Origin of the sequence: Uniformispora flossi, assembly GCF_049534875.1 — a bacterium.
Classification (GTDB): Bacteria; Actinomycetota; Actinomycetes; order Streptomycetales; family Streptomycetaceae; genus Yinghuangia; species Yinghuangia aomiensis.
This window is the reverse complement of the sequence record NZ_JBMULZ010000006.1, coordinates 134,043-156,761: the sequence shown is the minus strand read 5'-3', so window position 1 is coordinate 156,761 and position 22,719 is coordinate 134,043. Positions and strand designations below refer to the sequence as shown.

Sequence of the window (22,719 nt, the reverse complement as noted above, 5' to 3'; positions counted from 1 at the left end):
AGTGTCCGCCGCCCGGGACCCGGACGGTGCCGCCGCCGAGTCGGTGTGGCGGCGGATGCGGCTGTGGGGGATCGCGCATGCGGTCGACGACCTGTACCAGGGCCTGGTGCCGGCGAGTGTGCCGTACTTCGTGCTGGACCGGGGCTACAGCTATGTGGCGGCGTCGGGTCTGACGCTCGCGGCGACGCTGGGCAGTTCGGTGCCGCAGCCGTTCCTGGGCGTTCTCGTGGACCGGCTTCGGGTGGGCTGGATGGCGGCGGCCGGGGTCGGGTTGGCCGGGCTGGGGATCGGGCTGTCGGGTTTGGTGCAGCCGTACTTCGGGGTGTGGCTGCTGATTCTGCTGTCCGGGCTCGGGGTGGCGATGTTCCATCCGGCGGCGGGCAAGTCGGCGCGGGAGGCGGCGGGGGAGAGCACCGCGGCGATGAGCGTGTTCGCGGCGGGCGGCAGTGTCGGGTTCTTCCTCGCGCCGGTGCTGGCGACTCCGGCGCTGGTGGCGTGGGGGGTCGGTTCGACGGCGCTGTTCATTCCGCCGGCGGTGCTGGTGGCGTACGTCCTCTACCGCAATCGGCATCGGCAGCAGGTGCTCGCGGCGAAGGCTTCGGCCACGCGGACCGGGGTTGACCGGTGGCCGCCGTTCCTGGTGCTGACGGCGATCGAAGTCGTCCGGTCGGTGACGTTCTTCGGAGTCAGTACGTTCGTCGAACTGTATTGGATCAAGCATCTGCATGCGTCGCATGCGCTGGGCGGGACCGCGCTGGCGCTGTTCCTGGGCGGCGGTGTGTTGGGCACCCTGCTGGGCGGGCGGATCGCGGACCGGATCGGGCTGGTGCGTACCGTCCAACTCGGCGGGGTGCTGGTGATTCCCATGCTGGTGGGGCTGCGGCTGACGCCGGGACCGTACGCTCCGTTGCTGTTCGCGGTGCTGGCGGGCCTGACGCTGAACATTCCGTTCGCGGTGCTGGTCAAGCTCGGGCAGGACTATCTGCCGACCCGGCCGGGCACGGCGGCCGGGGTCACGCTGGGGCTCGCGGTGAGCATCGGCGGGCTGATCTCACCGGCTTTCGGCGTGGCGGCGGATGCGGGGGGACCGCAGAGCGTGTTCGTGATCCTGTGCTTCGTGCCGATCGCGGCGACGGCGCTGGGATGGTTCCTGGCGGAGCCGGAACGGTAGACGGATAGCCGGACGACAGATGTCGCGGGCCGGTCAGAGGTCCGGGGTGCGGTCGAACCACGGCCGTGCGGACTCGAGTTGAGTGGCGAGGGCGAGCAGCAGGCCTTCGCCGCCGAGACCGGCCACGAACTGGACGCCGAGCGGCAGCCCGCTCGGCGTCCAGTACGTCGGCACGGACATCGCGGGGCGGCCGGTGATGTTCGCGAGCTGGGTGTACGGCGTCCAGCGCAGGTTCTCGTCCGCGATCCGGTCGACCAGGTCGGTCTTCGCGAGCAGTCCGGCGCCGCGGACCGCGAGGAGCAGGCGGCTCGCCGTCTCCATCCAGGCCGGAGTCGCCAACTGGCCGATGCGCGCGGGCGGGTGCGCGAGGGTCGGGGTGAGGAGCAGGTCGTAGGTCTCGTGGAACTGGGCGAGACGGTGGGCGTGCTGGTTCCAGCGGTTGTGCGCGCCGACGTAGGACGGGGCGCTGGTGGCGCGGCCGACGGCGGCCATGATGCGGGTGTCGAGTTCGAACTTGTCCTCGCCGCAACCGGTGAGACGGCGCACGAAGTCGACTTCGGCGGCGACGGACGCGAACCACATGTTGAGGAAGTCGCGGGCGAGCTGGCGTTCGTCGACGCCGGTCTTGGCTTCCTCGACGTCGTGGCCGAGGGACCGCAGGAGTGCGACGGCGTCCTCGACGGCGGCGATCGCGTCGGGGGAGACGTCGGTGCCGATCGGGGACGCGGTGGCGTAGCCGATGCGCAGGCGGCCGGGGTCGCGGCGGGCGAGTTCGGCGAACGGCGCGTCGGGCAGCGCGGGCAGGTACGGGCCGGACGGGTCCGGGCCGGCGATGACGTCGAGCATCGCCGCGGTGTCGCGGACGCTGCGGGACAGCACGCCGTGGCCGGCCGCACCGTGGAGCATTTCGGCGTAGACGGGGCCGCTCGGTACGAGGCCGCGGCCGGGCTTCAACCCGAACAGGCCGCAGCAGGCGGCCGGAATGCGGATCGACCCGCCGCCGTCGTTGCCGCCCGCGACCGGCACGACGCCCGCGGCCACGGCGGCCGCCGAGCCGCCGGACGAACCGCCGGGGGTGTGTCCGGTGTTCCACGGGTTGCGGGTCGGGCCGTTGACCTCCGGCTCGGTGATGCCCTTCGCGCCGAACTCGGGCGTGTTCGTCTTGCCGAACACCACCAGGCCCGCGTCGAGCCAGCGGCGCACCACCTCGGCGTGGTCCGGCATCGGGAAGTCGGCGAGCGCGCGCGAGCCGCTGCCGGTGGGGAGGCCGGCGTAGTCCTGCGACAGGTCCTTGATCAGGAAAGGCACGCCGGCGAAGGGCCCGGACAGCGAGGTTTTGGCCCGCTCGCGCGCCAAGTCGTGCATCGGCCGGACGACGGCGTTGATCCGCGGGTTCACCGCCTGGGCCCGCTCGATCGCCAGCTCCAGCAGCTCCGTGGCCTTGACCTCGCCCGCGGCCACCAGCCCGGCCAGGCCCACCGCGTCGTGCTTGCGGTACTCGTCGAACTCCACCGCCGCGCCTCCTTGCCGAACCCACGCCCAGAGGAACGGGCTACTCGCGGGTAGCCCTCGCTGCGAGGTTACCCGGCACGGTTGGCGAGGGGCCAGAGGCGCGGCCGGTGGAGGGGTGCCGGGCCTGGCCCGCCCCGCTCGGACTGGGCCCGGCCTGGGCTCGGCCTGGGCTCGGCCTGGGCTCGGCCTGGGCTCGGCCTGGGCTCGGCCCGTCGCGCGTCACCCACGAAACCGGTCCCGTGCGGCGTTGCGTGGCTCCTTTTGTTCCGCCAACGATCGAGCGGCGAAAACGTCACACTGCGTTCTCGTCCGAGCGACCCGTCGTTCGAACAGCGCGAAGCAGTCGGAGGGGCGGCCGGGCGGCCGGTCAGGCCTCGCGCCACCCACCCGCCGCCCCGCCCCCTCACCGGCGCTGTTCGAGCGACCCGCCGTTCGAACAGCGTCCGAACCGGAGCGCCGGGTGGGGCCGTCCCGCGGGGCGGTCGGAAGGGCAGCCGGGGGGCGTGAGGCAGCCCAGCGAGGCAGTCGGAGGGACGGCTGGGCAGCCGGGCGGCCGGGCGGTCGGTCAGGCCCCGCGCGACCCGCCGCCGTCCCACCCCCTCACCCCTTGCTCACCCCTTGACGGCCTTCCCCAGCTCCATCGCCAGCGTCTCCAAATGCGCGCCCGTCAGGTCCGGCAGCGGGGCGTCCGCGTCGTCGTGGCCTTCGACCCCGACGACGAGGCCGATGTCGCCGTCCCCGGAGACCGGCACCCGGTAGAACGCCGCCGTCCCCGCCCCGGGTGTCACGCGGGCCGAGCCCGGCGGTAGGAGCGTCGACACGAACGTCGTGGCCTGGTCCATGGCCATCCCGCCGTCGTGCATGAGCAGCGGCAGGGCGAAGTTCTGTGCGGTCTTCGCGGCCGGCGAGGCGATGACGGTCAGCGACAAGTCGGCATCGCCGACGAGGTACGAGCAACTGATCGACGACCTTGCCGGGACGGCCGGAATGGCGGGCATCGCCGGGCTGGTCGGGCCGGACGGCCTGGCCGGCTGGGCCGGTTCGGCCGGCGACGAGCCGCCCTCGGCGGGCGGGCTGTCCGGTACCACCGGGCGGTTCGCCCCCACGGTCTTCAACGCCCGCGCGACGTCGAACGCGAACGGGCACGGCGCGCCCGCCGTCACCGACTTCGCCTTGCCCTCGAACTCCTCGACCGATATTCGCCCCCCGGACCCGCCGGAGTCCGACGTACACGCCGCCGCGGCCAACGCCACCACGACACCGCCCACAGCGGCGGAAAAGCGGAACGGGATACGACGGTCGCGACAAGTCATCTGCCCGACCCTAGAGGAGCCGCCGCACGGCCACGTGCGGGAGTCCACACCCCGCGACGGCGACTGTGCGCCTCACCGCCGGGCGTGTGCGTACCAGACCCACCGGTGGCTGTCCGCGAGCCGTTGCGGCATCGGCGGGACCCACGGGCAGCGGCCCGCCACGAGGTCGGGCGGTAGGTATGCGTCGAGCCGCCACGCGCCCGGCGGCAGCGGCACGTCCGGATGCTCCGCGAACCCCAGCCACGGGCACCCGCTCTCCGTCATCAACGCCAGGAACGCGCTCTTCGCCGGATCCCGCGCGAACGCCGGATGCGGTACGTCGAACACGACCCGGCCGCCCGCCGCACTCAACCGGCCGATCTCGCTCAACAGTTCGATCGAGTCGCCCCGATCCAAGGAGGAGAACAAACCTTCGGCGATCCATACCGTCGGACGCCCGGCATCGTGCCCAGCCGCCGCCAACGCCGCCGCCCAATCACCCCGCAGATCCGCGTCGACCCGTCGGCGCGGCGCCGACGGCACCAGCCCCGCGGCCTCGAACGCACTTTCCTTGGCGTCGAGTTGCCCCGGCAAGTCCACCTCGTACGCGGTCAGATCGGACGGCAGCGCCAAACGCCGGCAACGCGGATCCGACCCGGCCCCGAGCAGCACCAGCTGACGCACCCCCGCCGCCACGGCACGCTCGACAGCCGCGTCCCCGAACCGCCCCGCCCCGCCCCACGACCACACCCACCGACGCGCCGAGCTCGATCTGATACGCCACCTGCTCCTCGGCCACGGTAGTGCGCAGCAGATGCGCGTACGGATCACGCAGATACGCGTCCGCCCGCCGGTGCTCGTCATCCCGTACGACCGCCATCCAGTCGCTCGTACGCTGCACGGCATCGTCACCCACGGCCGCACTCCCGTCTGCCCTGCCCTGCCCTGTGCCGCCTTGCCCTGTGCTGCCCCGCCCTGTGCCGCCTTGCCCTGTGCTGCCTTGCTCTGGTGGGCCGCGGCGTCGCATCCGCGTGCTCCGCGCAGAGCCCCGGCACCGCCCACGAATCCCACCGCGATCGCGTGGTTGGCCCCACCTTGCGTCCCCGCACCCCGTCGAGGGCTCGCCCCCGACGCGTGCCGAGCCGGGATTCACCCGGACAGGTGCACGGGCCGGTCCGCGAGAAGGCAACCCCCGGCCCGACCACTCCGCCCGGCCGTCCGCACCAGGTCACCGCACCCCGCGGCCGAACCCTTCGGCCCGCCCACCACCCCTTCCGTCCACCCGTGGTGGTCGCTTTCCGTAATCGTTCGAGTGGCATCCGTCACCTGGCTGGCCTACGTTTCCCGGTGGATGCCCCGCGATCCCGCGGAGTCCGGTGAAACGAGGTGAATACCTTGTCCCGCGTATCCGAACCCCTGTGCCCGGTCCGCGTGCCGGAGCCCTCGTCGGCGGCCGCGCCCGCCCCGCGAGGCCGTTCTTCCGGTACGGCGGCGCTGCCCGGTCCCGCTCCGGCCGGCGACGCGCCGCTGCCGGAGCCGGCCGCCGCCGAGGACGCCGAAGGGCCCGCACCGCGGACCACCGGCGATCGGCCGGTCGTGCTGCTCAGCGGGTCCAGCGGCATAGTCGGCGAGGCCGTGGCCTACGCCCTGCGCCGCGATTTCCACGTCGTGGCGCTGCGCGGGCGGCGCGCCGGTGCATACGTCCACGAAGACCTGCCCGTGGACCTCGCCCACCCGCGGCTCGGCCTCGACTCCCGTGCCTGGGACGCGCTCGTCGCCCGTGCCGACGTCGTCGTGCACGCCGCCGGGCGGGCCCGCTACGACGGCCACTCCGACGAGTTCCAGTGCGTCAACGTGTCCGGATCGCGCCGCATGGCCGAACTGGCGGCGGCCGCGGGGGCGCCGCTGATCCACCTGTCGAGCGCGTTCGTGGACCGGGTCGGCCAAGCGCGCGATGCGGCCGCCGCGATCCCGGACACCTGCCCGGTCACGCCGCTGACCTACCTCGAGTCGAAGGTCGCCGCGGAGCGCGCGGTCGCCGCTTCTGACGCACTCACTTGCGTCGTCCGCCCCTCCCTCGTCATGGGCGACAGCGACACCGGGCGCACGCCCGAACTCGGCTTCGTCCACGAGCACATCAAGATGCTGCTGTCCGGCGTCGCCACGTCGATGTGCGGGCCCCACCAGCGCGTCGACATGGTGCCGCGCGACATCGTGGCGCGCGCGGTCGCGGCCCTCGTGTCACTGGCCGTACACGACCCGCGGCGACTGCCGTCGCGCTACTGGGCGACGTCCGGGCCGGCGGCCCTGACCTGCGCCGAGTTCGGCGACATCGTGACGGACGTCGGACGGCGCGGCGGACTGCGCCTCGCCGCACCGGACTTCCACGACCCGGCCAAGGCCGCGCTCGCCGACTACCCGGACTGGGACGTCCTGGAGCCGCGGCTGCGCTCGGTGCTCGCCGCGCAGGCGGCCGGCAGCACGATCCTCGGCGCGGGCGAGATCCTGCCGACGTCGTTCGGCAGCCGCGAGGTCCCCGGCGCGCCGGCGCCGGTGACCGTGCGCCAGGCGCAGCAGCACCTCGAAGTCAACGCGCGGGCCCTGCTCGACGCGGCACCGGGCGCCTGACGCGCCGAGGGGGCGGACCCCTAGCGGCGGCGTTTCGCAGGTACGCGCCGCTGCCGGGCTCGGAGGACCGACCTGCGCGAGATGCGCCGCACTGCCGGACAACGGTGGTGCGGCGCATCTGCGCGACGGCCGATCGCAGAGGGGCGCCCCGCGCGGTGCCAGGCGCAGGATATGGACGCAGCTGTGGATGCCGCTATGGACGCAGCTGTCGATGCAGGCTACGGACGCCATTCCTGCCGGTAGGCGGGGTGTTCGGCATAAGCCTGGGCGAGGACACGAACCGCGTAGGCGAGGCCGGGCGCTCGGGGGTCCGCGGGATCCATGGCCTTGTAGTCGCGCGCCAGGCTTTCGGTCAGGTCGAGCATGGGGAGATGGCTGTCGAGAAGGGCTTCGCCGCCCAGAGTGTCGGCCACGCGGGCATAGGCATGGTTGTCGTCCATGATGCGGTCGACGAGGAACCGCACCAGGTCGTCCATGTGGCTGTCACCGCCGGCGGGGCGCTCTGGTGACGATCGGCGCAGCATGGTCAGTCGGCCGTCGGGTGGGAGGCGAGGTGGCAGTTGGTCATCGCTTGGTCCTGTTGAGGCTGGAGACGTATGCGTGGGCGTCGGACATGAGGCCACGCCAGACGGACTCGGTGTCGGGGCCGCAAGGGGCGACGTACACCCACTCGCGCATCGGGCGGCCGCCGGACTCGAAGGGTACGGCAGCCTCCGCGGCGACCAGCGAACTCGCTTGTTCCGCGGGGATCTTGACGACGAGTCGGGTGTCCTTGAGGAACGCGAAGTAGCGCCCGCCGACGCTGAGGCCCTCGTTCTGCAGGATGCGGCCGCTGCCGACGCCTGGCCGGGCCAGGAATTCGGCGGCCAAGTCGGCGTAGAGCGCGCGGATGGCGGCCGGGTCGTCGGCGCCGTCGGTCGGTTGCGCGGGGTTGCGGGTCATGGTGTGGTCCCGTCCGGTGGTGTGGCCAGGAGCCGTCGAGGCAATTGTGGACGGCTGCCGGGGTAGTCCGGCGTGTTCGGTGATCGCACCGACGCCGGCTGTGTACACATCCATCGAAGAAAGAGTGGTGCGGGGGGTTTCCGGTTTGCGACGGGGAATCATCTCTGGGGGAATGGTTCAGCGGACGTGGTGAGGTGTGCGTGACGGACCAGCCCAGGCCGCGTCAGCCACTGACCGACCTTGTGACCGAGGCGCTGCACACGGCCTCTCTCCGCAGCCTGTGGCGAATGTGCGTCGATATCGACAGTACGCCGCCGTTTCGGATCGACCTCGTGCAGTTGGAGGTGCTGGCCGAGGGTGGTCGGATTCTCTGTACGGACGAGGTGCTCCGGGCGCTGACGGCCGGTCTGCGCGGTGCCGGGCTGGCGGTTGATTTCGATGCGGTGGTGCGGGCGGCGGACGTGCAGTTCCCGCCGGTGCGGTCGCTGGTCTACCCGTTCCCGGGGGTGCCCGATCCGTCGGTGGCGGTCACGATGGCGATGCCCAAACATCCGTCCGAACGTGAACTTGCCGATGCGGAAGCAGAGTTGCGGCGGACGGTCGGCAAGATCGCGGAGTTGCGGCGGGCGGCGGAGGCGGCGCGCCGGACGCGGCGGCCGGAGTGATCGTCCGGAACCGAGGGTGATCTGGAGTCGCCAGGATGGGCCGGCCGGATTCACCCGCATATCGTAGAGAGTCGCCGATTACTGTCCGTGGTATCCGTCGTACGCTGGGTCTCTTCGGATCGACGTCTTCGGGCCCTTTCGCATCAGGGGAGTCCATGGCCAGCGACGCGGAATCGACGGTGCCGGGTGCACCGAGGGTCACCCTCTACGTCGACGACCGGCTCGACCCCGACGATCCCGTCCAGGTCACGGCCGACATTCCCGCCCGGCACGTGCGTGTCGCCGCGCATCCGCGGTGCATCGACGAGGCGACGGCGGAAGAGATGACGCGGCTCATCAACGAGAACATCGTCCGCGGGTGGGGCTGGGGCTTCACCGAGACCGCGATGGCGCAGACGCCGCCCGCGATCATCTTCCGGTCCGACCCCGACCTGTCCCGTCCGGCGCTCGTGGTCGACGAGACCGACGGGGTGATCGCCGTCTTGGGGCGGGCGCCGGGACTGACCGAGTACGGCGCGGAGTGGCTGACACGGCGCGTCGGGGAGCACATGGACCACGGGTTCTGGCATCGGCGGGCCGGTGGGCTGAGGTAGAGAGTCGACGGGACCCGGAAGGCCCGCGGCCGCGGGCCTTCCGGCTTGTCCTGTCCTGGCTGGTCCGGGTGTCCTGTCCTGGCTTGCTCGGGTGCGGAGCGCCGGGTGTGGTCAGGCGGTCGTAGCGGGGACCGAGCGGCGTTGCATGCCGTCCGCGTCCGGGTCGAGGCCCCAGGACAGGATGCGCCGCGGGTGGACACGGATGATCTCCGCGCTCAGGCCGGGGCGGCGCGGGGCGGCGTCGCGGACGGCTTCGGCGGTGCCGCGGATTTCGATACCGCGCACCTTCCACGGGGTGACGGAGGCGATGTCGTCGACGACGAACGCGACTTCGTGGGTTTGTTCGACGTTGCGGAACTTGCGGCTCGCGCCCATGGCGTAGCCGGCGATGTCGATCGTGCCGAGTGTGGTGTCGATGGTGAAGCCGACCGGGTTGTTCTGGAGCGTGCCGTCGGGGGCGGCGGTGGCGAGGCGGCCGAGGCGCTGGGTGCGGAGGTACTCGAGTTCTGCCGGGGTGAACGGCGATGCGGAGGTCATGCGGCCAGCCTGGAAGGTGAAGTGCGGTTCAGGTCAAGAGGGCACGGCGGGAGGCTGCGCGTGCTGCACTCGTGTGGGCGTGTCCCGGGCTTGCGTCGTGCCTGAGACGTGCGTGTGCCTGTGTGCCTGTGCCTGATCGGGGGCCTGCTCGGTGCTTGGTCGGTGCTTGGTTCGTGCTGTCCACAGGGTGCGGGGAATTGCGTTGTCGGGTGGCGGCGGGCGACGGACAATGGCCGGATGATCACGCTGCGGAGAACCGTTCACGACGCGTCCGGGCGTCCGGTCGCCGACTATGTGCCGGGGACGCGGGCGGGGCATCCGTGGGCCGACGATCTGCGGCCGAAGGACGGGGTGTCGCCGCGCGAAACCGCCGATGCGGTGCTGGCCGCGATGCCCGGGTGGCTGGTGGGTGCGCCGGAGGAAATCGGGGCGGCGCTGCTCGCCGGCGGGGCACGCAAGCATCGGCACGCGCACTGCTTTTCGTGGGACTTCGCGGCGCGCCGTGCGGACCCGTCGTGGGCGGTGCCGGAGTTGCGGCCGGGGCTGCGGCTGGAGTCGGCGCTGAGCCACGAGGCGGCGGACCTGACGTCGCTGTGGATGTCCGCCTATCCGCCGGGACACCCGGACAACCCGGACGGGGAGATGTTCGACTCGGCGCGCACTCAGCTCGCGCTGCTGTTCGACGGCCAGGTGCTGGGGCCGCTGCTCGCGTGCAGCACGGTGATCGTCGACGGGACGCGGCCGGTCGCGGCGTCCCTGGTCAGCGGCCGCGACGGCGAACCGCCGCTCGGCGGGCCGTGGATCACCGAGGTCTTCCGGCACGCGGACCCGGAGTACGCGGGCCTCGGCGCGGTCGCGCTGCGGGCGTCGTTGGCGTTGGCGGCGGATGGGGGGCTGTCCGCGCTGGGGCTGGCGGTGACGGACGGGAATCCGGCGCGGCGGACGTATGAGCGGATCGGGTTCGCGCACGTGGAGAGCACGATCACGGTTGTCGTGCCGGAGTAGGGCGGGCGGCTTGGTAGCCGCGTGGACGCGCCGGGTTTCGGGTGGTGACGACACGGCGGCGGGTGTGGCACGCTTCCGGCCGTGACCGAATCCCCGATATCCGGTCCGGCGTCCGTCGCGGCGCCGGATCCTGTGTGGCTTGCCGCGCGACCGGACGACCGGCTGCCGTCGGCGTTCCGGTTCCTGACGGAGATCGCAGCGTGGGTGGCCCTGCCGTGGGCGATCGCCGACACGTCGATCGTGCTCGGGGTGTTCGTCGGTTTGATGATGGTGGCCGTGCCGACGGTGTTCGCGACACCGGGCGACAAGCGCCAGGTCTTGGTGCCAGTGTCCGGCAAGGTGACGATCGCGCTGGTCGCGGCGCACATTCTCGCGGCGCTGTACGGCTCGTGGTCGGCCTGGCCGGTGTGGCCGGCGGTTCCGACGACGGTGGTCGCCCTGATGACGATCGTGACGGAGATGCCGCGGTGGCGGTGGTTGTGGGGAGCCGCGGGCAGGCGGTGAGGCGGCGCGGACGGGGCTGAGCGCGTGCGTCTTCACGGCCCGCGAGCCGAGTCGGTGGCACGCCTGCCACAACCGGTAGGTGGCCGGGCAGCGGACGAGCCCTCTGAGGGCCGATGCCCGGGCCCTACGGCCATGATGGCGACGGTGCATCTTCAGTATTTCAATCAGACCGGATGGCTCGCGTTTTTCAACGGCACCGAGACTGAGATCTGTCGGCAGGTGAACGTCGAGGGCTGGGACAAGGAGACCGGAACGGCCCTTGTGGTCCACGCGAAGCGCGGCGCGCTCCGACCGGTCACGGATTACGAGGACTTCTCGCACCTCGAAAGTGCGGACCAAGTGGTCGGCGCGATACCAGGCGGGGGATGGCGGGCCCATTGGCACACTGAAGGTCCGGGCGGAACTCCGCTGACGGAACAGGTGCTTGCGTGGCTGATCACGTCCAACGGGCGCGCCACCCCCATCACCATGGACGCGTACGGGCACGTAGAGGACGCGAACAGTGCCGACGCCTTCATTCCCCCGGGCGAGGTACTCGGCTGACACCTCCGCGTGTCGGTGGCGGTGTCGAAGATCGCGGTATGACGCTGATCGACTACTTCGTTGCCGTGGACGACGTGGATGCCTGCCGGGTGGAGCCGGGGAATGACGGACCCGAGGCTTACGGCTTCATGGTGTTGCCTGCCAAGGGAATAGACCCGTGTGGCCGTCGGGCGTCGCCGAGTCGGACATGTCCGGTGAGGCCTTGGTCGTCACCGTCACCGACACGCTGCGGGACGCCTTGGCGGCGGCGGACGCGCCGACGCTGGCGGCCGTCGCCGCCGCGTGGGCCGAGGCGGAGGACATGCGGGACGTGTCGGCGGCGGTGCTGGGCGAGTTTCTGACGTTGTTCGCCGAACTGGCCAAGGCGGCGGTCGATCGCGGGGCGCGGCTGTGCGGCTGGTGGGCGTTGTCAGGCCCCCGCGGCGGCTCGGGTCAGGTTGCGGGACCGGGTGGAAGCTCCGTCGCCGCCCAGTCCGGTAGGGGTTCGGTGGTGTCCGCCCAGGTCTGCGGGGGCGCCGTGCGCGGGCCGAGGATTCCGCCGACGATGGCGCACGTGGTGTCGACGTCGCCGCCTGCCGCGGCGGTCGCCCACAGGGCTTCGGCGAAGTCGTCGGGGTAGTGCGCGGCGATCCAGATCGTGAACGGCACGGTGTCCGGGGCGCTCACCCGCCGACCGCTGCCAAGGCTGCGGCCCACGGCCCGGGGGTCGGTTCGGCCCGCGAGTGCCAGCGCGGCGCCGAGGCGGTCGCGGACCAGTCCGGGCGGGGTGAGGTCGCGTACCGCGGCCATGAAGTCCCGGGCAGGGAGCGGGGCTTGGCAGACGAGTGCGGTCGCGGCGGCCACGGCGACCGCGCCCGCGACGCCCTCGGGGTGCGTGTGGGTGACCTCGGCGGACGCCGCAGCTTCGCGTGCCGCCCGGTCGAGATCGTCGGCGAACCACGCGCCCAGCGGTGCGACGCGCATCGCCGCGCCGTTGCCCCACGACCCTTGGCCCTCGAACGGCTCGGCGGCGAGCGGCCGCCACGCGGCGCCTTCGCGGACCAGGCGCAGCATGCGGTTCACCGTCGGCCCGTAGCCGCGGTCGAAGTCGTGGTGGCGGGCGAACGATGCGGCCAGCCGGTCCCGGTCGACGGTGCCGTGGGCGGCGAGTTCGGCATGCACCGCACACGCCATCTCGGTGTCGTCGGTCCACGGCCACGGGCCTTGGGGCAGGTCGCGCCGCCGCAGCGCGGGGAGGTTCCCGGGGACGAAGAACTGCGCGCCCAGCGCATCGCCGACTCGCAGGCCGAGGAGTGCGGCGCGATCATGTTTCCCGGGGGTGTGGACAAGACGGCCAAGGGCGCCGAGCCGTCGGCTTGAGGCTCCCGTCACGCCGAGGCCCCGGGTCTGTCCCGACGATCCGCCCTCCTGCCACCATGGCGGCATGACGCTTCGGGGACTCAATTTGGCCGTCCGATTCCTGCTGGAACTGGGTGCGCTCGCCGCGCTCGCGTGGTGGGGCGTGGACCTCGGATCGAGCTGGGTCGGCAGCCTGGTGATGGGCATCGGCTTCCCGGCCCTGGCCGCGGTGACGTGGGGCAACTTCGTCGCCCCGCGCGCCCCGCAGTTCCTGCCCCGCCCCGGCCGTTTGGCGATCGAGATCGCCATGTTCGGTTCCGCCACCACCGGCCTCGCCGCCATGGGCCACTGGCCGGCCGCCTTGGTCTTCGGCCTCGTCGCGGCCGGCAGCACCGCACTCACCCACATCTGGAAGCAGGACGACGCGATGCGGGCGAACGCGGGCAGCCGGATGCGCGCCCAGGCGTAGGGGCCGGGCGGCCACGGGCCGGGCGACCAGAGCGGGGCGTCCACGGGCGGGGCGTCCGCAGGCCGGGCGGCCACGGGGCGGGCCGGTCGACGTGCGACGGGCTTACCCCCCCCGCACTTAACGGGTCGTCAGGGGGTGGTTAAGAGCCGGTTAAGTGCCGTCTGCGGGAGGGGTTTTCGCAGGTGGGGGGCGGTTTCATGGTTAGGCTCGCGGCATGTCCGAGTCAGCCATTCGGCCGCGTGAAACGCGCGGCTCCTCCGGTGTGCCCGGTGCGTCCGGTGGTGGCGGTGCGGTCGCGCCGGGGCGCCACCGTGCTGCCGCGGCACCTCAGTCGGTGGCTCCTCGGAGTCCGGGCGGCGGTGGGCGGCACAGCAAGCCGGGTGGCGGCGATGGTGTGGCCATGCCCGTGGCTTCGGCGAGTGCCGTGCCGGGCGTGGGGAGGGGTGGTGACAGGCCGCTGATTCCGATCGTGCCGGCGGTGGGGCCCGCGGGGGTGGGGCCGGTGGTCGGGCCGATGGTCGGACCGATGGTGGGGCCGATGGTGGGACCGGTGGTCGCGCCGATGGGGCGGCGGCCGCGAGGAGAGGGCGCCGGGGTCGCGGAGAGGTCGCAGGGGCGGCACGCGGCGGTGGCGTCCCGGGAGCATGTCGACCGCCCGGACGTGGCCGGAGCAGCGGCACATTCGACCGCGGCTTCGCGGACTTCGGCGGCTTCCACGACGTCGTCGACGAGTTCGGCGATGACGTCGCCCGCACCCCTTCCCGCGACCTCGCCCGCAATCCCTCCCGCGACCTCGCCGACGCCCCCGTCGGCGACCCTGCTCCTGCCTGCGACCCCGCCGCCGACCTCGCACCCGACCTCGCCTGCACCCCTTCCGGCGACCCCGCCGACGATGTCGCCGGCGTCTCCGATTCCGCCCGCGACGCCGCTTCCGGTTCCGCCCCCGCTCTCGGGCCTGACCTCGTCGATGACCTCCGAGGACCGGGTCACGCCCCCCGCGTCGCCGATTGCCGACGTGGACCTTGCACCGGAGTCCGGCAGCGCGCAGGGGTGCGCCCGCGAGGGCGGAGCCCTGGGACCGTCCCCGAGTACCGCCCCTCGGCGCGGTGCGCATCGCCCCCGGGTCACGTCTTCGCAGTTGCTGGTCGGCGTGGTGTTCGGGGGCGGGGCCGTGGTCGGGGTGTGGGCGGCGCAGCTGGCGGATGTGGGGCGGCTGGATGCGTTGTTGGCGTCGTGTGCGCATCTGGCGGGCTTGGCGGCCGGGTTCGGGATGCTCGTGCTGATTCTGTTGATGGCGCGGGTTCCGGCGTTGGAGCACGGGGTCGGGGCGGATGTGCTGGCGCGGTGGCATGCGCGGGGTGGGCGGATCGTCATCGGGCTGGTGCTGGCGCATGCGGGGTTCGCCTGGTGTGCGTACATGCGCAATACCGGGACCGAACCTATTGGCTCTGTGGGGGAGTTGCTCGGGTATCCGGCGTTGGCGGCGGCGATCGTCGGGACTGGGATGCTTGTGGTGGTGGGGCTCGTGTCGGCTCGGGTGGTGCGGCCCCGGGTGCGGCATGAGACGTGGCGTGGGCTGCATTTGATGACGTATGCGGGGGCGGCGGCGGGTTTTGTGCACCAGCCCGCGGGGCCTGATCTGGCCGGGGCTCCGGTGCTGGCATGGGTGTGGACGCTGGCGCATGTGCAGGTGGCGGTGTTGGTGCTGTGGTACCGCGTGGTGGTGCCTGCGCGTGCGGCGCTGCGGCACGGCATTCGGGTGACGAGTGTGGTGGACGAAGGGCCGGGCGTTGTGTCGGTCACCATGCGGGGGCGGGAACTCGACGCGTTGCAGGCCGAGTCCGGGCAGTTCTTCCGGTGGCGTTTCGTCACCGGGAGGTTGTGGCGGACCGCGTTGCCGTTCTCGTTGTCGGCGCCGGTGCGGGACGACACGTTGCGGATCACCGTGCGCGTCGTCGGCGACCATACGCGCCGCATCCGGCGGCTGCGGCCGGGTGTCCGGGTGGTCGCCACCGGGCCGTTCGGGGCGATGACGGCGCATCGGCGGACGCGGCGGAAGGTGCTGCTGATCGCGGGCGGGGTGGGGATCACGCCGATGCGGGCGCTGTTCGAGACGCTGCCGGGCGGGCCGGGTGACCTGACGCTCATGTACCGGGCGCGGAGTGGGGACGACCTGGTGCTGCGCGACGAGTTGGATCGGATCGCGGGGGAACGGGCGGGGACCGTGCACTACTTGGTGGGCGGGTCGCGTGGCGTCGGGAATCCGCTGACGCCGGCGAACTTGCGGCGGCTGGTGCCGGACATCGCCGAGCACGACGTGTACTTGTGCGGCTCTCCGGGGATGGCGAAGGCCACCCGGCGGGCTTTGCGGCGGGCAGGGGTGCCGGGAGAGCGCGTGCACGCCGAGGTCTTTGCGTTCTGAGGGCTGGGACCGGAGGTGGTTCCGGGTCCGGGTGTGATTCCGCGTTCGATTCGAGAGGGATTGCTGCTGTGCCGATTCGCCGGATGGGGCTTGCCGCCGGGTTGTTTTCCGTCAGTGTCGCGGCCGTTGCCGTGCTCGGTGTGCCCGCGCCCGCGGCGCCCGCGCCGCCGGACCGGCCCGTTCGGCCGCCGGCCGCGGGGCAGCCGGCGGCATGTGACACGTGTCGACATGAACCGGTGCGTAGTGCGCATTGAAGTCGGCGAGCGCCGACTGTAACCTCCGGTAACCCCTGGAGGGGTGGCCCGGCCGCCTGGGCCGGATTTGCCGTTGGGGAGGTATGCCATGTCCGACTCGCACCGGTCGCGCACCTCGCTCACCCGCACCTCGCTCACCCGCGCTTGGTCCGCTTGCACTGTGTCCGCTCGCACGGTGTTCGCCCGCACGTCCCGCACCCGGACCTCGCGCCTCCGCGCCAAGCTCCGCCGTACCGTCGTCGCGGCTGCCGCGTCGTTGTGTCTGCTGGGCGCGGTGCCCGGTACCGCGGGGGCCGCGACGAACTATCCGGTGCCGTACTCGTTCGGCGCCGGCATCGCCGCGCAGCTCCTGCACCCGGGCTCGGCGCCGGTCGGTGCCAACGACTTCGGGTGCCGTCCGTCCGCGGAACACCCGTACCCCGTCGTGCTCGTGCACGGCACGTTCGGCAACATGACGGACAGCTGGCAGAGCCTGTCGCCGCTGCTCGCCAACAACGGCTACTGCGTCTTCGCGCTCGACTATGGCGGCTCGCCGGGCAACCTGTTCCAGGGCTACGGCGACATACCGGCGAGTGCCGGGCAGCTCGCCGCGTTCGTCGACCGGGTGCTCGCCGCGACCGGCGCGCCCAAGGTCGACATCGTCGGCCATTCGCAAGGCGGCATGATGCCGCGCTACTTCATCCGGAACCTCGGCGGCGCCGCCAAGGTGCACGAACTCGTGGGCCTCGCCCTGTCGAACCACGGCACCACCCTGTGGGGCCTGCTCAACCTGCTCCAGGCCTATCCGGGCGGCAGCCGGTTCCTGACCTCGCTGTGTGTGGCGTGCGTGCAGCAGACCGCCGGTTCGGACTTCATGAACGCGCTCAACGCCGGCGGCGACACCGTGCCGGGCGTGCATTACACGGTGATAAGCACGCGCTACGACTGGGCGGTCACCCCGCTGGAGAGCACGTTCCTGCACGGGCCCGACGCGACGAACATCATCGTGCAGGACACGTGCTGGTCCGACTTCGCCGACCACCTCGCGCTCATCTACGACCAGGTCGCCCTGCGTGAAGTCCTCAACGCCCTCGACCCCGCACGCGCCAAGCGCACCTGCGCCGTCGTGCTGCCGGTGCTCGGCGGCTGACCGGGCGGCGGCGCCCGGTCAGCCGCCCGGTCAGCCGCCGTCCCCCGGCACCGGAATCCCGAACGCCGCCACGGGATTCCGGTGCCGCAACATGCCGGTGCCCGCCTTCGGGCCGAGGGCGCGCTACATCCGGTCCACCCGGGTCAGGCCGTCCTCGTCGAGGCGCAGCCACCGGGTGATGCCGAGACCGCGCAGGAACGGCAGGTCGTGGCTCGCCACGATCAGCGCGCCCTGGTACGACTCCAGCGCGGTCGTCAGCTGCCGGACGCTCGCCAGGTCGAGGTTGTTCGTCGGCTCGTCCAGCATCAGCAGCTGCGGTGCCGGGTCGGCGAGCAGCAGTGAGGCCAGCGAGGCGCGGAACCGTTCCCCGCCGGAGAGCGTGTCGGCGCGCTGGTCCGCGCGCCGGCCCTTGAACAGGAACCGGGCGAGCCGGGCCCGGATGTCGTTGTCGGTCGCGGCAGGCGCGAACCGGGCGACGTTCTCCGCGACCGTCAGCTCGTCCCGCAGGAGGTCCAGCCGCTGCGGCAGGTACCGCATCGGCACGAACGCGTGGACTTCGCCCGCGTCCGGCTCCAGAAGCCCGGCGATGGTGCGCAGGAGCGTGGTCTTGCCGGCGCCGTTGCGGCCGACCAGGGCGATGCGTTCGGGGCCGCGGACCTCCAGTTTGAGCCGGGTGCCGTAGCGCGGGCGGACGCCCGGCAGCGACAGCACGTTGCGGCCTTCCGGGACCTCGGTCAGCGGCAGGTCGACGCGGATCAGGTCGTCGTCGCGTACCGCCTTCTCGGCCTCGGACAGCCGTTCCCGGGCGCCGGCGAGGCGCTCGGTGTGCATGGCCTTGTGCTTGCCGGCGGACACCTCGGCGGAGCGTTTGCGCATGCCCATGACGATCTTGGGCTCGCGCTTGTTGTCCCACATCTTCTGCGCGTAGCGCTTGCGTCGCGCCAATTTGACCTGGGCGTCGACGAGTTCGCGCCTTTGACGGCGGACGTCGGACTCCGCCGCGCGCACCATGCGCTCGGCGGCATCCTGCTCCACCTCCAACGCGGCCTCGTACTCGCTGAACGTGCCGCCGAACCAGCGCACGTCACCGTCCCGCAGGTCGGCGATCTGGTCCATCTCGTCCAGGAGTTCGCGGTCGTGGCTGACGACCAGGAGGACGCCCTGCCAGGCCGCCACGGCGTCGTAGAGGCGTTCGCGGGCTTCGATGTCGAGGTTGTTGGTCGGTTCGTCGAGGATGAGGACGTCGGGGTGGCGCAGCAACTGGCCCGCCAACGCCAGCATCACCGATTCGCCGCCGGACAGTTGCCCGGTGGTGCGGTCGAGGCCGAGGTGGCCCAGGCCGAGCCGGTCGAGGGTGGCGAGGGCGCGTTCCTCGACGTCCCAGTCGTCGCCGACGGCGGCGAAGTGCGCCTCGTCGACATCGCCCGCCTCGATCGCGTGTAGGGCGGTGCGCTGCGCGGCGATGCCGAGGACGGCGTCCACCCGGGCGGTCGTGTCGAGGGTCAAGTTCTGCGGGAGGTAGCCGAGTTCGCCCGTGACGCGGACCGAACCGCGGGTCGGGGCGAGATCGCCGGCGATGAGCCGCAGGAGCGTGGACTTTCCCGCGCCGTTGAGGCCCACCAGGCCGGTGCGGCCGGTGCCGAACGCGGCCTGGAAGCCGGTGAACACCGCTCCGCCGTCCGGCCACGCGAAGTCGAGGTCGGTGACGACGATGGAGGAGAGGGTGGAGGTGGGGGAGGCACTGGACATAAACGGTCTCCGGGTGCTCGCGTGGAAAGGGGCGGCATAGGGAGACCCGCAGGCGCGCGCACGAGTGACCGGAGAGCGTCGTCGAAGGAACGGCTCCTGCCGAGGTCGGGATCGCGCGTCAGACCACACGCATGACGCGTGGGGCTGCGGGTCTCCTACCTCAACGGAGCAACGGCCTTCTCCAATACGACGGAAGTGCGGGGGCCAGCGACAGTCGGAGGGGTGGCCCTCGACGGCTGCGCTCGACCGTACGACGCTGCTCAACGGCCGCACAACCGGTTTAATTCCGGCTCCCGCACGGCGTCGTACCGCCGGAAACGGCCTAGGCACGCTCGCGGTAGGCGCGCAGGACCGGGGCCTTGCGTTCTTCCGGGACGCGTTTGGGGGCCTCGCGCAGCGTCAGGCCGCTGATGCGGTCGACGTGCGCGGCCGTCCAGGCGAGGACGGCGTCCGGGTGCTTCTTGGACGCCTCCCGCAGGACCCAGCCGAGCGCTTTGCGGACGAAGAAGCGGGTGTCGTCGAGCAGCGGCTCGGCGATCTCGCCGAGCACGGGGAACCAGCGGGGGAACGTGTCGGCCGAGCGGACGCCGAGCATGAACGCGAGGATGCCGGAGCGGCGCAGCCACATCTCCTCCTGTGCCGCCCAGGCCCGGTAGACCGCCTCGGTGCGGGGCTCGCGCAGGAGGAGCCGGGCCGCGACCGAGCCGGACAGGACGTCGACGAGCGCCCACGTGCCGGACTCGCCGATGAGTTCGGCGAGGAGCGCGGTGTCGTCGAGGGTGAGGCGGTCGGTGTGGGCTTCCAGCCACAGGCAGGCGGCCAGGCGGGTCTCGTGGACGGTCGGCGTCCACAGGGTCCGGGTGACGGCGACGAGGTCGGCGTGGGTGAGCGTGGGGCGCGTCTTGCCGGCGGCGCGGACGATGCGGCGGACTTCCGGGACGGGCACGCCGTAGTGGTTGAGGTCGCTGTGCAGGTACGCCCGGGTGCCTTTGGCTCGGTCCGGGTCGGACAGGGCGATCAGGGCGGTGTCGATCTCCTCGGCGACCTGGATTGCGACGGGATCGGGCGTCTCGGACTCGGCTGCGGCGATCATGGTTCCTGCCTACCGGACCGGAGCGACACGGTCACACATATCGCGGCGGGCACGTCATGTGTCGACGGCACACGAGGAGATGGGGACCTATGACGACGGACATTTCGCAGCTCACGTTCCGGCTGCCCACCGAGGAGGACTTCCCGCGCGTGCAGTACGGGCTGACGCACTGGTGGGGCGGACTCGGCGGAGATGCGGGGGCGCAGCAGCGGCGCTTGTTGGTGCCGCGGTTGTTCCTGCAGCACTTCTGCCTGACGAGCCAGGTGGTGGAGGACGGGGAGGGGCGGCTGGTCGCGTTCCTGGTCGGGTTCCTGTCGCAGGACCGCGCCGACGAGGCGTACATCCACTTCGTGGGGGTCGACCCGGAGTGGCAGGGCTCCGGGGTCGGGCGGGCGATGTACGAGCGGTTCTTCGCGGCGGTCCGGACGGCGGGCCGGACCCGGGTCCGGTGCCTGACGGGCCCGGCGAACCGGGCCTCGGTCGCCTACCACCGGCGGCTCGGCTTCCGCGTCGAACCGGGTGCGCTCGACGTCGACGGGATCCCGGCGACGCCGGACTACGACGGGGAGGGCCTGCCCCGGGTGCTGTTCGTGAAGGAACTGTAGGGAAGGTCCCGCCGCCCCCCGGCTTCTTGACCATTGGTCTGGACCTGCGTACTGTCGCCGGTGATAACACCAAGGACCTTTAGTAAAGCGGGAAGCATAAATCCCGTCAGGGGGGCGGCATGGCGACGACGGCGACCGTCGAAATGGCAGCCGAGCCGAAGTATTGGCACCTGCGCACCGTGCTGCTCCAGGCCATCGACTCGGAGTTCGCGGCCGGCCAGACGCTGCCCAACGAGCGCGAGCTGTCGGCCCGCTTCGGCGTGGCCCGGGCCACGCTGCGGCAGGCCCTGGAGCAGCTCGAACTCGAAGGGCGCCTGCACCGCAAGCGCGGCGCGGGCACGGTCGTGGCCGGTCCGCGCCTGGAAATCGCGATGAGCACCCACAACGAAGGCTGGCCAGGCGTCGATCTCGGCGACCGCCAGCTCGTCGACGGCACCACCGCCCCCGTCCCCGCCCGCATCGCGGCGCAGATGGGTCTGCGTCCCCGCGCCATGGTGCACCGGGTGCGCCGCCGGCAGCTGTCGATGCGGCAAACGGTCGGCATCGAGTGCCTGTACGTGCCGCGCGCGGTCGTCCCGCGCGTCCCGGAACTCCTCGGCGACAACCGGCGCGCCGGCCTTGTGCTGCGCCACCTGCGGCACCATCCGCTGGAGGGCATGTCCCGCTCCGTCGAACTGGGCGTCGCGGAAGCCGAGGAAGCCCGCCTCCTGGAGCGGCCTCCGGGCAGCGCCGTCCTCGTGGTCACCACCGCATACGCGGCACAGGGCCGCACGGCCGCCCTCGTCGTCGCCACGTACCGCGCCGACACCTGCCGTCTCGCGTTCGGTGACGAACCCGTATCCGTCGCCCGCTCCGCGTCCTGAACCGGTAGCATCCGCCGACACCAGGGCAGCGCCGACACCAGCACCAGACAGCACTGCGGGATCGCGGCACGGGAAGGAGCCGAACACCGTGGCCGGTCCGCCGAGCGGCGCCGCGGGCGGGGACACGTCCCTGCTGCGGCGCATCAACTCCGCCGTCACCCTCCGCGCGCTGCGCGGCGGCGCCCACCTGACGGTCACCGAACTCATGGACGCCACCGGCCTGTCCCGCCCCACCGTGGAAGGCGTCGTCGACGGCCTCCTGCACGACGGCCTCGTCGTGGAAGCCGAAGCGGACGCGGACACCGCCGGACGCCGCCGCGGCCGCCCCGCCCGGCGCTTCCGCTTCCACGCCGAAGCCGGGCACGTCCTCGGCCTCGACATCGGCATGCACGAAGTCCGCTGCGCCCTCGCCGACCTCACCGGCACCGTCGTCGCCCGCCACACGCGTGCGGTTCCCGGCGGCCTCGGCGCCGAAGAACGCCTCGACCGCGCCCGCGGCACCGTCAACGACCTGCTGCGCCGCGCCAAGATCCCGCGCGAGCACCTGTGGGCGGCCGGTGTGGGAACGCCCGGCATCGTCGACCGGCAAGGTGTCGTCACCTACAGTGCCGCGGTGCCCGGTTGGACCGGCATGGACCTCGGCGGCCGCCTCGCCCGCTCGCTGCCCTGCCCGGTCTTCGTCGAGAACGACGCCAACCTCGCCGTCATCGGCGAACGCTGGCAGGGCGTCGCCGTCGGCTCCGACGACGTCGTCCTCATCCTGGCCGGCCTCAGTCCCGGCGCCGGATCCCTCATCGACGGCCGCGTCCACCGCGGCTTCGGCGGCGCCGCGGGCGAAATCGGCGCCCTGCACCTGCTCGGCCGCCAAGCCCCGCCGGAAAGCCTGCTGTCCACCACCGGCACGCCCCTCGTCCCGCTCGACGAGGACGCCGTCGCCGACGTCTTCCGCCTCGCCCGCGCCGGCGACCCGGTCGCCCGCGAAGCCGTCGACCGGTTCTTCCAGCGCCTCGTGCACGACATCACCGCACTCGTGCTCACCCTCGACCCGGAGATCGTGGTCGTCGGCGGCTGGGCGACCGGCATCGACGACGTCATCGAACCGCTCCGCACCGAACTCGCCAAGTTCTGCCTGCGCCTGCCCCGCGTCGAACTCTCCGCCCTCGGCACCGACGCCATCGCCCTCGGCGCCCTCCGCCTCGCCCTCGACCACGCCGAACAGCGGCTGTTCTCGGTCGAACACGCGGGCGCGGCCCACGCCTGACCCGCGGCCGCGCCGACGGCGAAGAATCCCGCGGCGGTGCGACGGGCTCCGCGGTCAGCCTCGGCCGCATGGCGGGAGACCCTGACCATCGCGCTGAACCGAGCCGTGACCGACGCCGAACTCGGCCGGTTGCGACGGCTCCTC

24 protein-coding genes are annotated in these 22,719 nt (G+C 72.4%); 13 read left to right on the top strand and 11 right to left on the bottom strand.

The features are described from left to right. Positions 1 to 55: 55 nt before the first annotated feature. Positions 56 to 1,171 (top strand): MFS transporter, encoded by a 1,116-nt coding sequence (locus ACPA54_RS15940; protein ID WP_423530603.1) that lies wholly within the window; start codon positions 56 to 58, stop codon positions 1,169 to 1,171. Positions 1,172 to 1,204: 33 nt separating this feature from the next. Here the strand turns inward: ACPA54_RS15940 and ACPA54_RS15935 are convergent, their stop codons facing one another. The 3 genes from ACPA54_RS15935 to ACPA54_RS15925 all read right to left on the bottom strand — a co-directional run bounded on the left by ACPA54_RS15935 (position 1,205) and on the right by ACPA54_RS15925 (position 4,839). After that, complete coding sequence (locus tag ACPA54_RS15935; protein WP_423530182.1) at positions 1,205 to 2,683, bottom strand: amidase; 1,479 nt, start codon at positions 2,681 to 2,683, stop codon at positions 1,205 to 1,207. Positions 2,684 to 3,294: 611 nt separating this feature from the next. Continuing rightward, positions 3,295 to 3,996 (bottom strand): hypothetical protein, encoded by a 702-nt coding sequence (locus ACPA54_RS15930; RefSeq protein WP_423530180.1) that lies wholly within the window; start codon positions 3,994 to 3,996, stop codon positions 3,295 to 3,297. A gap of 72 nt (positions 3,997 to 4,068) precedes the next feature. Further along, positions 4,069 to 4,839 carry a class I SAM-dependent methyltransferase gene (locus tag ACPA54_RS15925; protein WP_423530178.1) on the bottom strand — a complete coding sequence of 257 codons (771 nt, stop codon included), beginning with the start codon at positions 4,837 to 4,839 and terminating at the stop codon, positions 4,069 to 4,071. A gap of 531 nt (positions 4,840 to 5,370) precedes the next feature. On the opposite strand from ACPA54_RS15925, the gene ACPA54_RS15920 reads away from it, so the two are divergent. After that, positions 5,371 to 6,603, top strand: a complete 1,233-nt coding sequence (locus ACPA54_RS15920; protein ID WP_423530176.1) for an SDR family oxidoreductase — start codon at positions 5,371 to 5,373, stop codon at positions 6,601 to 6,603. Positions 6,604 to 6,821: 218 nt separating this feature from the next. Here the strand turns inward: ACPA54_RS15920 and ACPA54_RS15915 are convergent, their stop codons facing one another. Further along, positions 6,822 to 7,127, bottom strand: coding sequence for a DUF6221 family protein (locus tag ACPA54_RS15915; protein WP_423530174.1), 306 nt, complete (start codon positions 7,125 to 7,127; stop codon positions 6,822 to 6,824). 40 nt (positions 7,128 to 7,167) lie between these two features. Then, positions 7,168 to 7,659, bottom strand: a complete 492-nt coding sequence (locus ACPA54_RS15910; RefSeq protein ID WP_423530173.1) for a hypothetical protein — start codon at positions 7,657 to 7,659, stop codon at positions 7,168 to 7,170. 86 nt (positions 7,660 to 7,745) lie between these two features. Between ACPA54_RS15910 and ACPA54_RS15905 the strand changes: the two genes are divergently transcribed. After that, a complete protein-coding gene (locus ACPA54_RS15905) occupies positions 7,746 to 8,210 on the top strand; it encodes a hypothetical protein (protein WP_423530171.1) in 465 nt (154 codons plus the stop codon). A gap of 155 nt (positions 8,211 to 8,365) precedes the next feature. Next, the gene (locus tag ACPA54_RS15900) at positions 8,366 to 8,803 is read left to right on the top strand and encodes a hypothetical protein (RefSeq protein ID WP_423530169.1); all 438 of its coding nucleotides are present in this window, start codon (positions 8,366 to 8,368) and stop codon (positions 8,801 to 8,803) included. A gap of 111 nt (positions 8,804 to 8,914) precedes the next feature. Here the strand turns inward: ACPA54_RS15900 and ACPA54_RS15895 are convergent, their stop codons facing one another. Beyond that, on the bottom strand, positions 8,915 to 9,340 hold the full coding sequence (locus tag ACPA54_RS15895; protein WP_423530167.1) for a PPOX class F420-dependent oxidoreductase: 426 nt from the start codon (positions 9,338 to 9,340) through the stop codon (positions 8,915 to 8,917). Positions 9,341 to 9,577: 237 nt separating this feature from the next. Here ACPA54_RS15895 and ACPA54_RS15890 point away from each other — a divergent pair, with 237 nt between their 5' ends. The 3 genes from ACPA54_RS15890 to ACPA54_RS15880 all read left to right on the top strand — a co-directional run bounded on the left by ACPA54_RS15890 (position 9,578) and on the right by ACPA54_RS15880 (position 11,392). Then, on the top strand, positions 9,578 to 10,345 hold the full coding sequence (locus tag ACPA54_RS15890; RefSeq protein WP_423530166.1) for a GNAT family N-acetyltransferase: 768 nt from the start codon (positions 9,578 to 9,580) through the stop codon (positions 10,343 to 10,345). Between the two features lie 81 nt (positions 10,346 to 10,426). Next, a complete protein-coding gene (locus tag ACPA54_RS15885; protein WP_423530164.1) occupies positions 10,427 to 10,849 on the top strand; it encodes a hypothetical protein in 423 nt (140 codons plus the stop codon). Positions 10,850 to 10,981: 132 nt separating this feature from the next. Then, positions 10,982 to 11,392, top strand: coding sequence for a hypothetical protein (locus tag ACPA54_RS15880; protein ID WP_423530162.1), 411 nt, complete (start codon positions 10,982 to 10,984; stop codon positions 11,390 to 11,392). Between the two features lie 126 nt (positions 11,393 to 11,518). Here ACPA54_RS15880 and ACPA54_RS15875 read toward each other — a convergent pair whose 3' ends face one another. Further along, complete coding sequence (locus ACPA54_RS15875; protein WP_423530160.1) at positions 11,519 to 11,695, bottom strand: hypothetical protein; 177 nt, start codon at positions 11,693 to 11,695, stop codon at positions 11,519 to 11,521. Between the two features lie 129 nt (positions 11,696 to 11,824). Beyond that, positions 11,825 to 12,763 (bottom strand): ADP-ribosylglycohydrolase family protein, encoded by a 939-nt coding sequence (locus ACPA54_RS15870; RefSeq protein WP_423530159.1) that lies wholly within the window; start codon positions 12,761 to 12,763, stop codon positions 11,825 to 11,827. A gap of 52 nt (positions 12,764 to 12,815) precedes the next feature. Between ACPA54_RS15870 and ACPA54_RS15865 the strand changes: the two genes are divergently transcribed. After that, positions 12,816 to 13,199, top strand: coding sequence for a YrdB family protein (locus ACPA54_RS15865; RefSeq protein ID WP_423530157.1), 384 nt, complete (start codon positions 12,816 to 12,818; stop codon positions 13,197 to 13,199). Between the two features lie 327 nt (positions 13,200 to 13,526). On the opposite strand, the gene ACPA54_RS15860 is transcribed toward ACPA54_RS15865, so the two are convergent. Beyond that, positions 13,527 to 14,189, bottom strand: a complete 663-nt coding sequence (locus ACPA54_RS15860) for a hypothetical protein (RefSeq protein WP_423530155.1) — start codon at positions 14,187 to 14,189, stop codon at positions 13,527 to 13,529. A gap of 148 nt (positions 14,190 to 14,337) precedes the next feature. Between ACPA54_RS15860 and ACPA54_RS15855 the strand changes: the two genes are divergently transcribed. Together ACPA54_RS15855 and ACPA54_RS15850 are read left to right on the top strand one after the other, a co-directional pair. After that, a complete protein-coding gene (locus ACPA54_RS15855) occupies positions 14,338 to 15,621 on the top strand; it encodes a ferredoxin reductase family protein (protein ID WP_423530153.1) in 1,284 nt (427 codons plus the stop codon). A gap of 342 nt (positions 15,622 to 15,963) precedes the next feature. Beyond that, positions 15,964 to 17,004, top strand: coding sequence for an esterase/lipase family protein (locus ACPA54_RS15850; protein WP_423530151.1), 1,041 nt, complete (start codon positions 15,964 to 15,966; stop codon positions 17,002 to 17,004). A gap of 123 nt (positions 17,005 to 17,127) precedes the next feature. Here ACPA54_RS15850 and ACPA54_RS15845 read toward each other — a convergent pair whose 3' ends face one another. Both ACPA54_RS15845 and ACPA54_RS15840 read right to left on the bottom strand, forming a co-directional pair. Continuing rightward, the gene (locus ACPA54_RS15845) at positions 17,128 to 18,753 is read right to left on the bottom strand and encodes an ABC-F family ATP-binding cassette domain-containing protein (protein ID WP_423530149.1); all 1,626 of its coding nucleotides are present in this window, start codon (positions 18,751 to 18,753) and stop codon (positions 17,128 to 17,130) included. A 322-nt stretch (positions 18,754 to 19,075) separates the two neighbouring features. Then, the gene (locus ACPA54_RS15840) at positions 19,076 to 19,846 is read right to left on the bottom strand and encodes a DNA alkylation repair protein (protein ID WP_423530147.1); all 771 of its coding nucleotides are present in this window, start codon (positions 19,844 to 19,846) and stop codon (positions 19,076 to 19,078) included. Positions 19,847 to 19,935: 89 nt separating this feature from the next. On the opposite strand from ACPA54_RS15840, the gene ACPA54_RS15835 reads away from it, so the two are divergent. The 3 genes from ACPA54_RS15835 to ACPA54_RS15825 all read left to right on the top strand — a co-directional run bounded on the left by ACPA54_RS15835 (position 19,936) and on the right by ACPA54_RS15825 (position 22,575). Next, complete coding sequence (locus ACPA54_RS15835) at positions 19,936 to 20,451, top strand: GNAT family N-acetyltransferase (protein WP_423530145.1); 516 nt, start codon at positions 19,936 to 19,938, stop codon at positions 20,449 to 20,451. Positions 20,452 to 20,570: 119 nt separating this feature from the next. Then, positions 20,571 to 21,314, top strand: coding sequence for a GntR family transcriptional regulator (locus tag ACPA54_RS15830; protein WP_423530143.1), 744 nt, complete (start codon positions 20,571 to 20,573; stop codon positions 21,312 to 21,314). A gap of 88 nt (positions 21,315 to 21,402) precedes the next feature. Further along, on the top strand, positions 21,403 to 22,575 hold the full coding sequence (locus ACPA54_RS15825; protein ID WP_423530141.1) for an ROK family transcriptional regulator: 1,173 nt from the start codon (positions 21,403 to 21,405) through the stop codon (positions 22,573 to 22,575). The last annotated feature ends 144 nt before the right edge of the window (positions 22,576 to 22,719 follow it).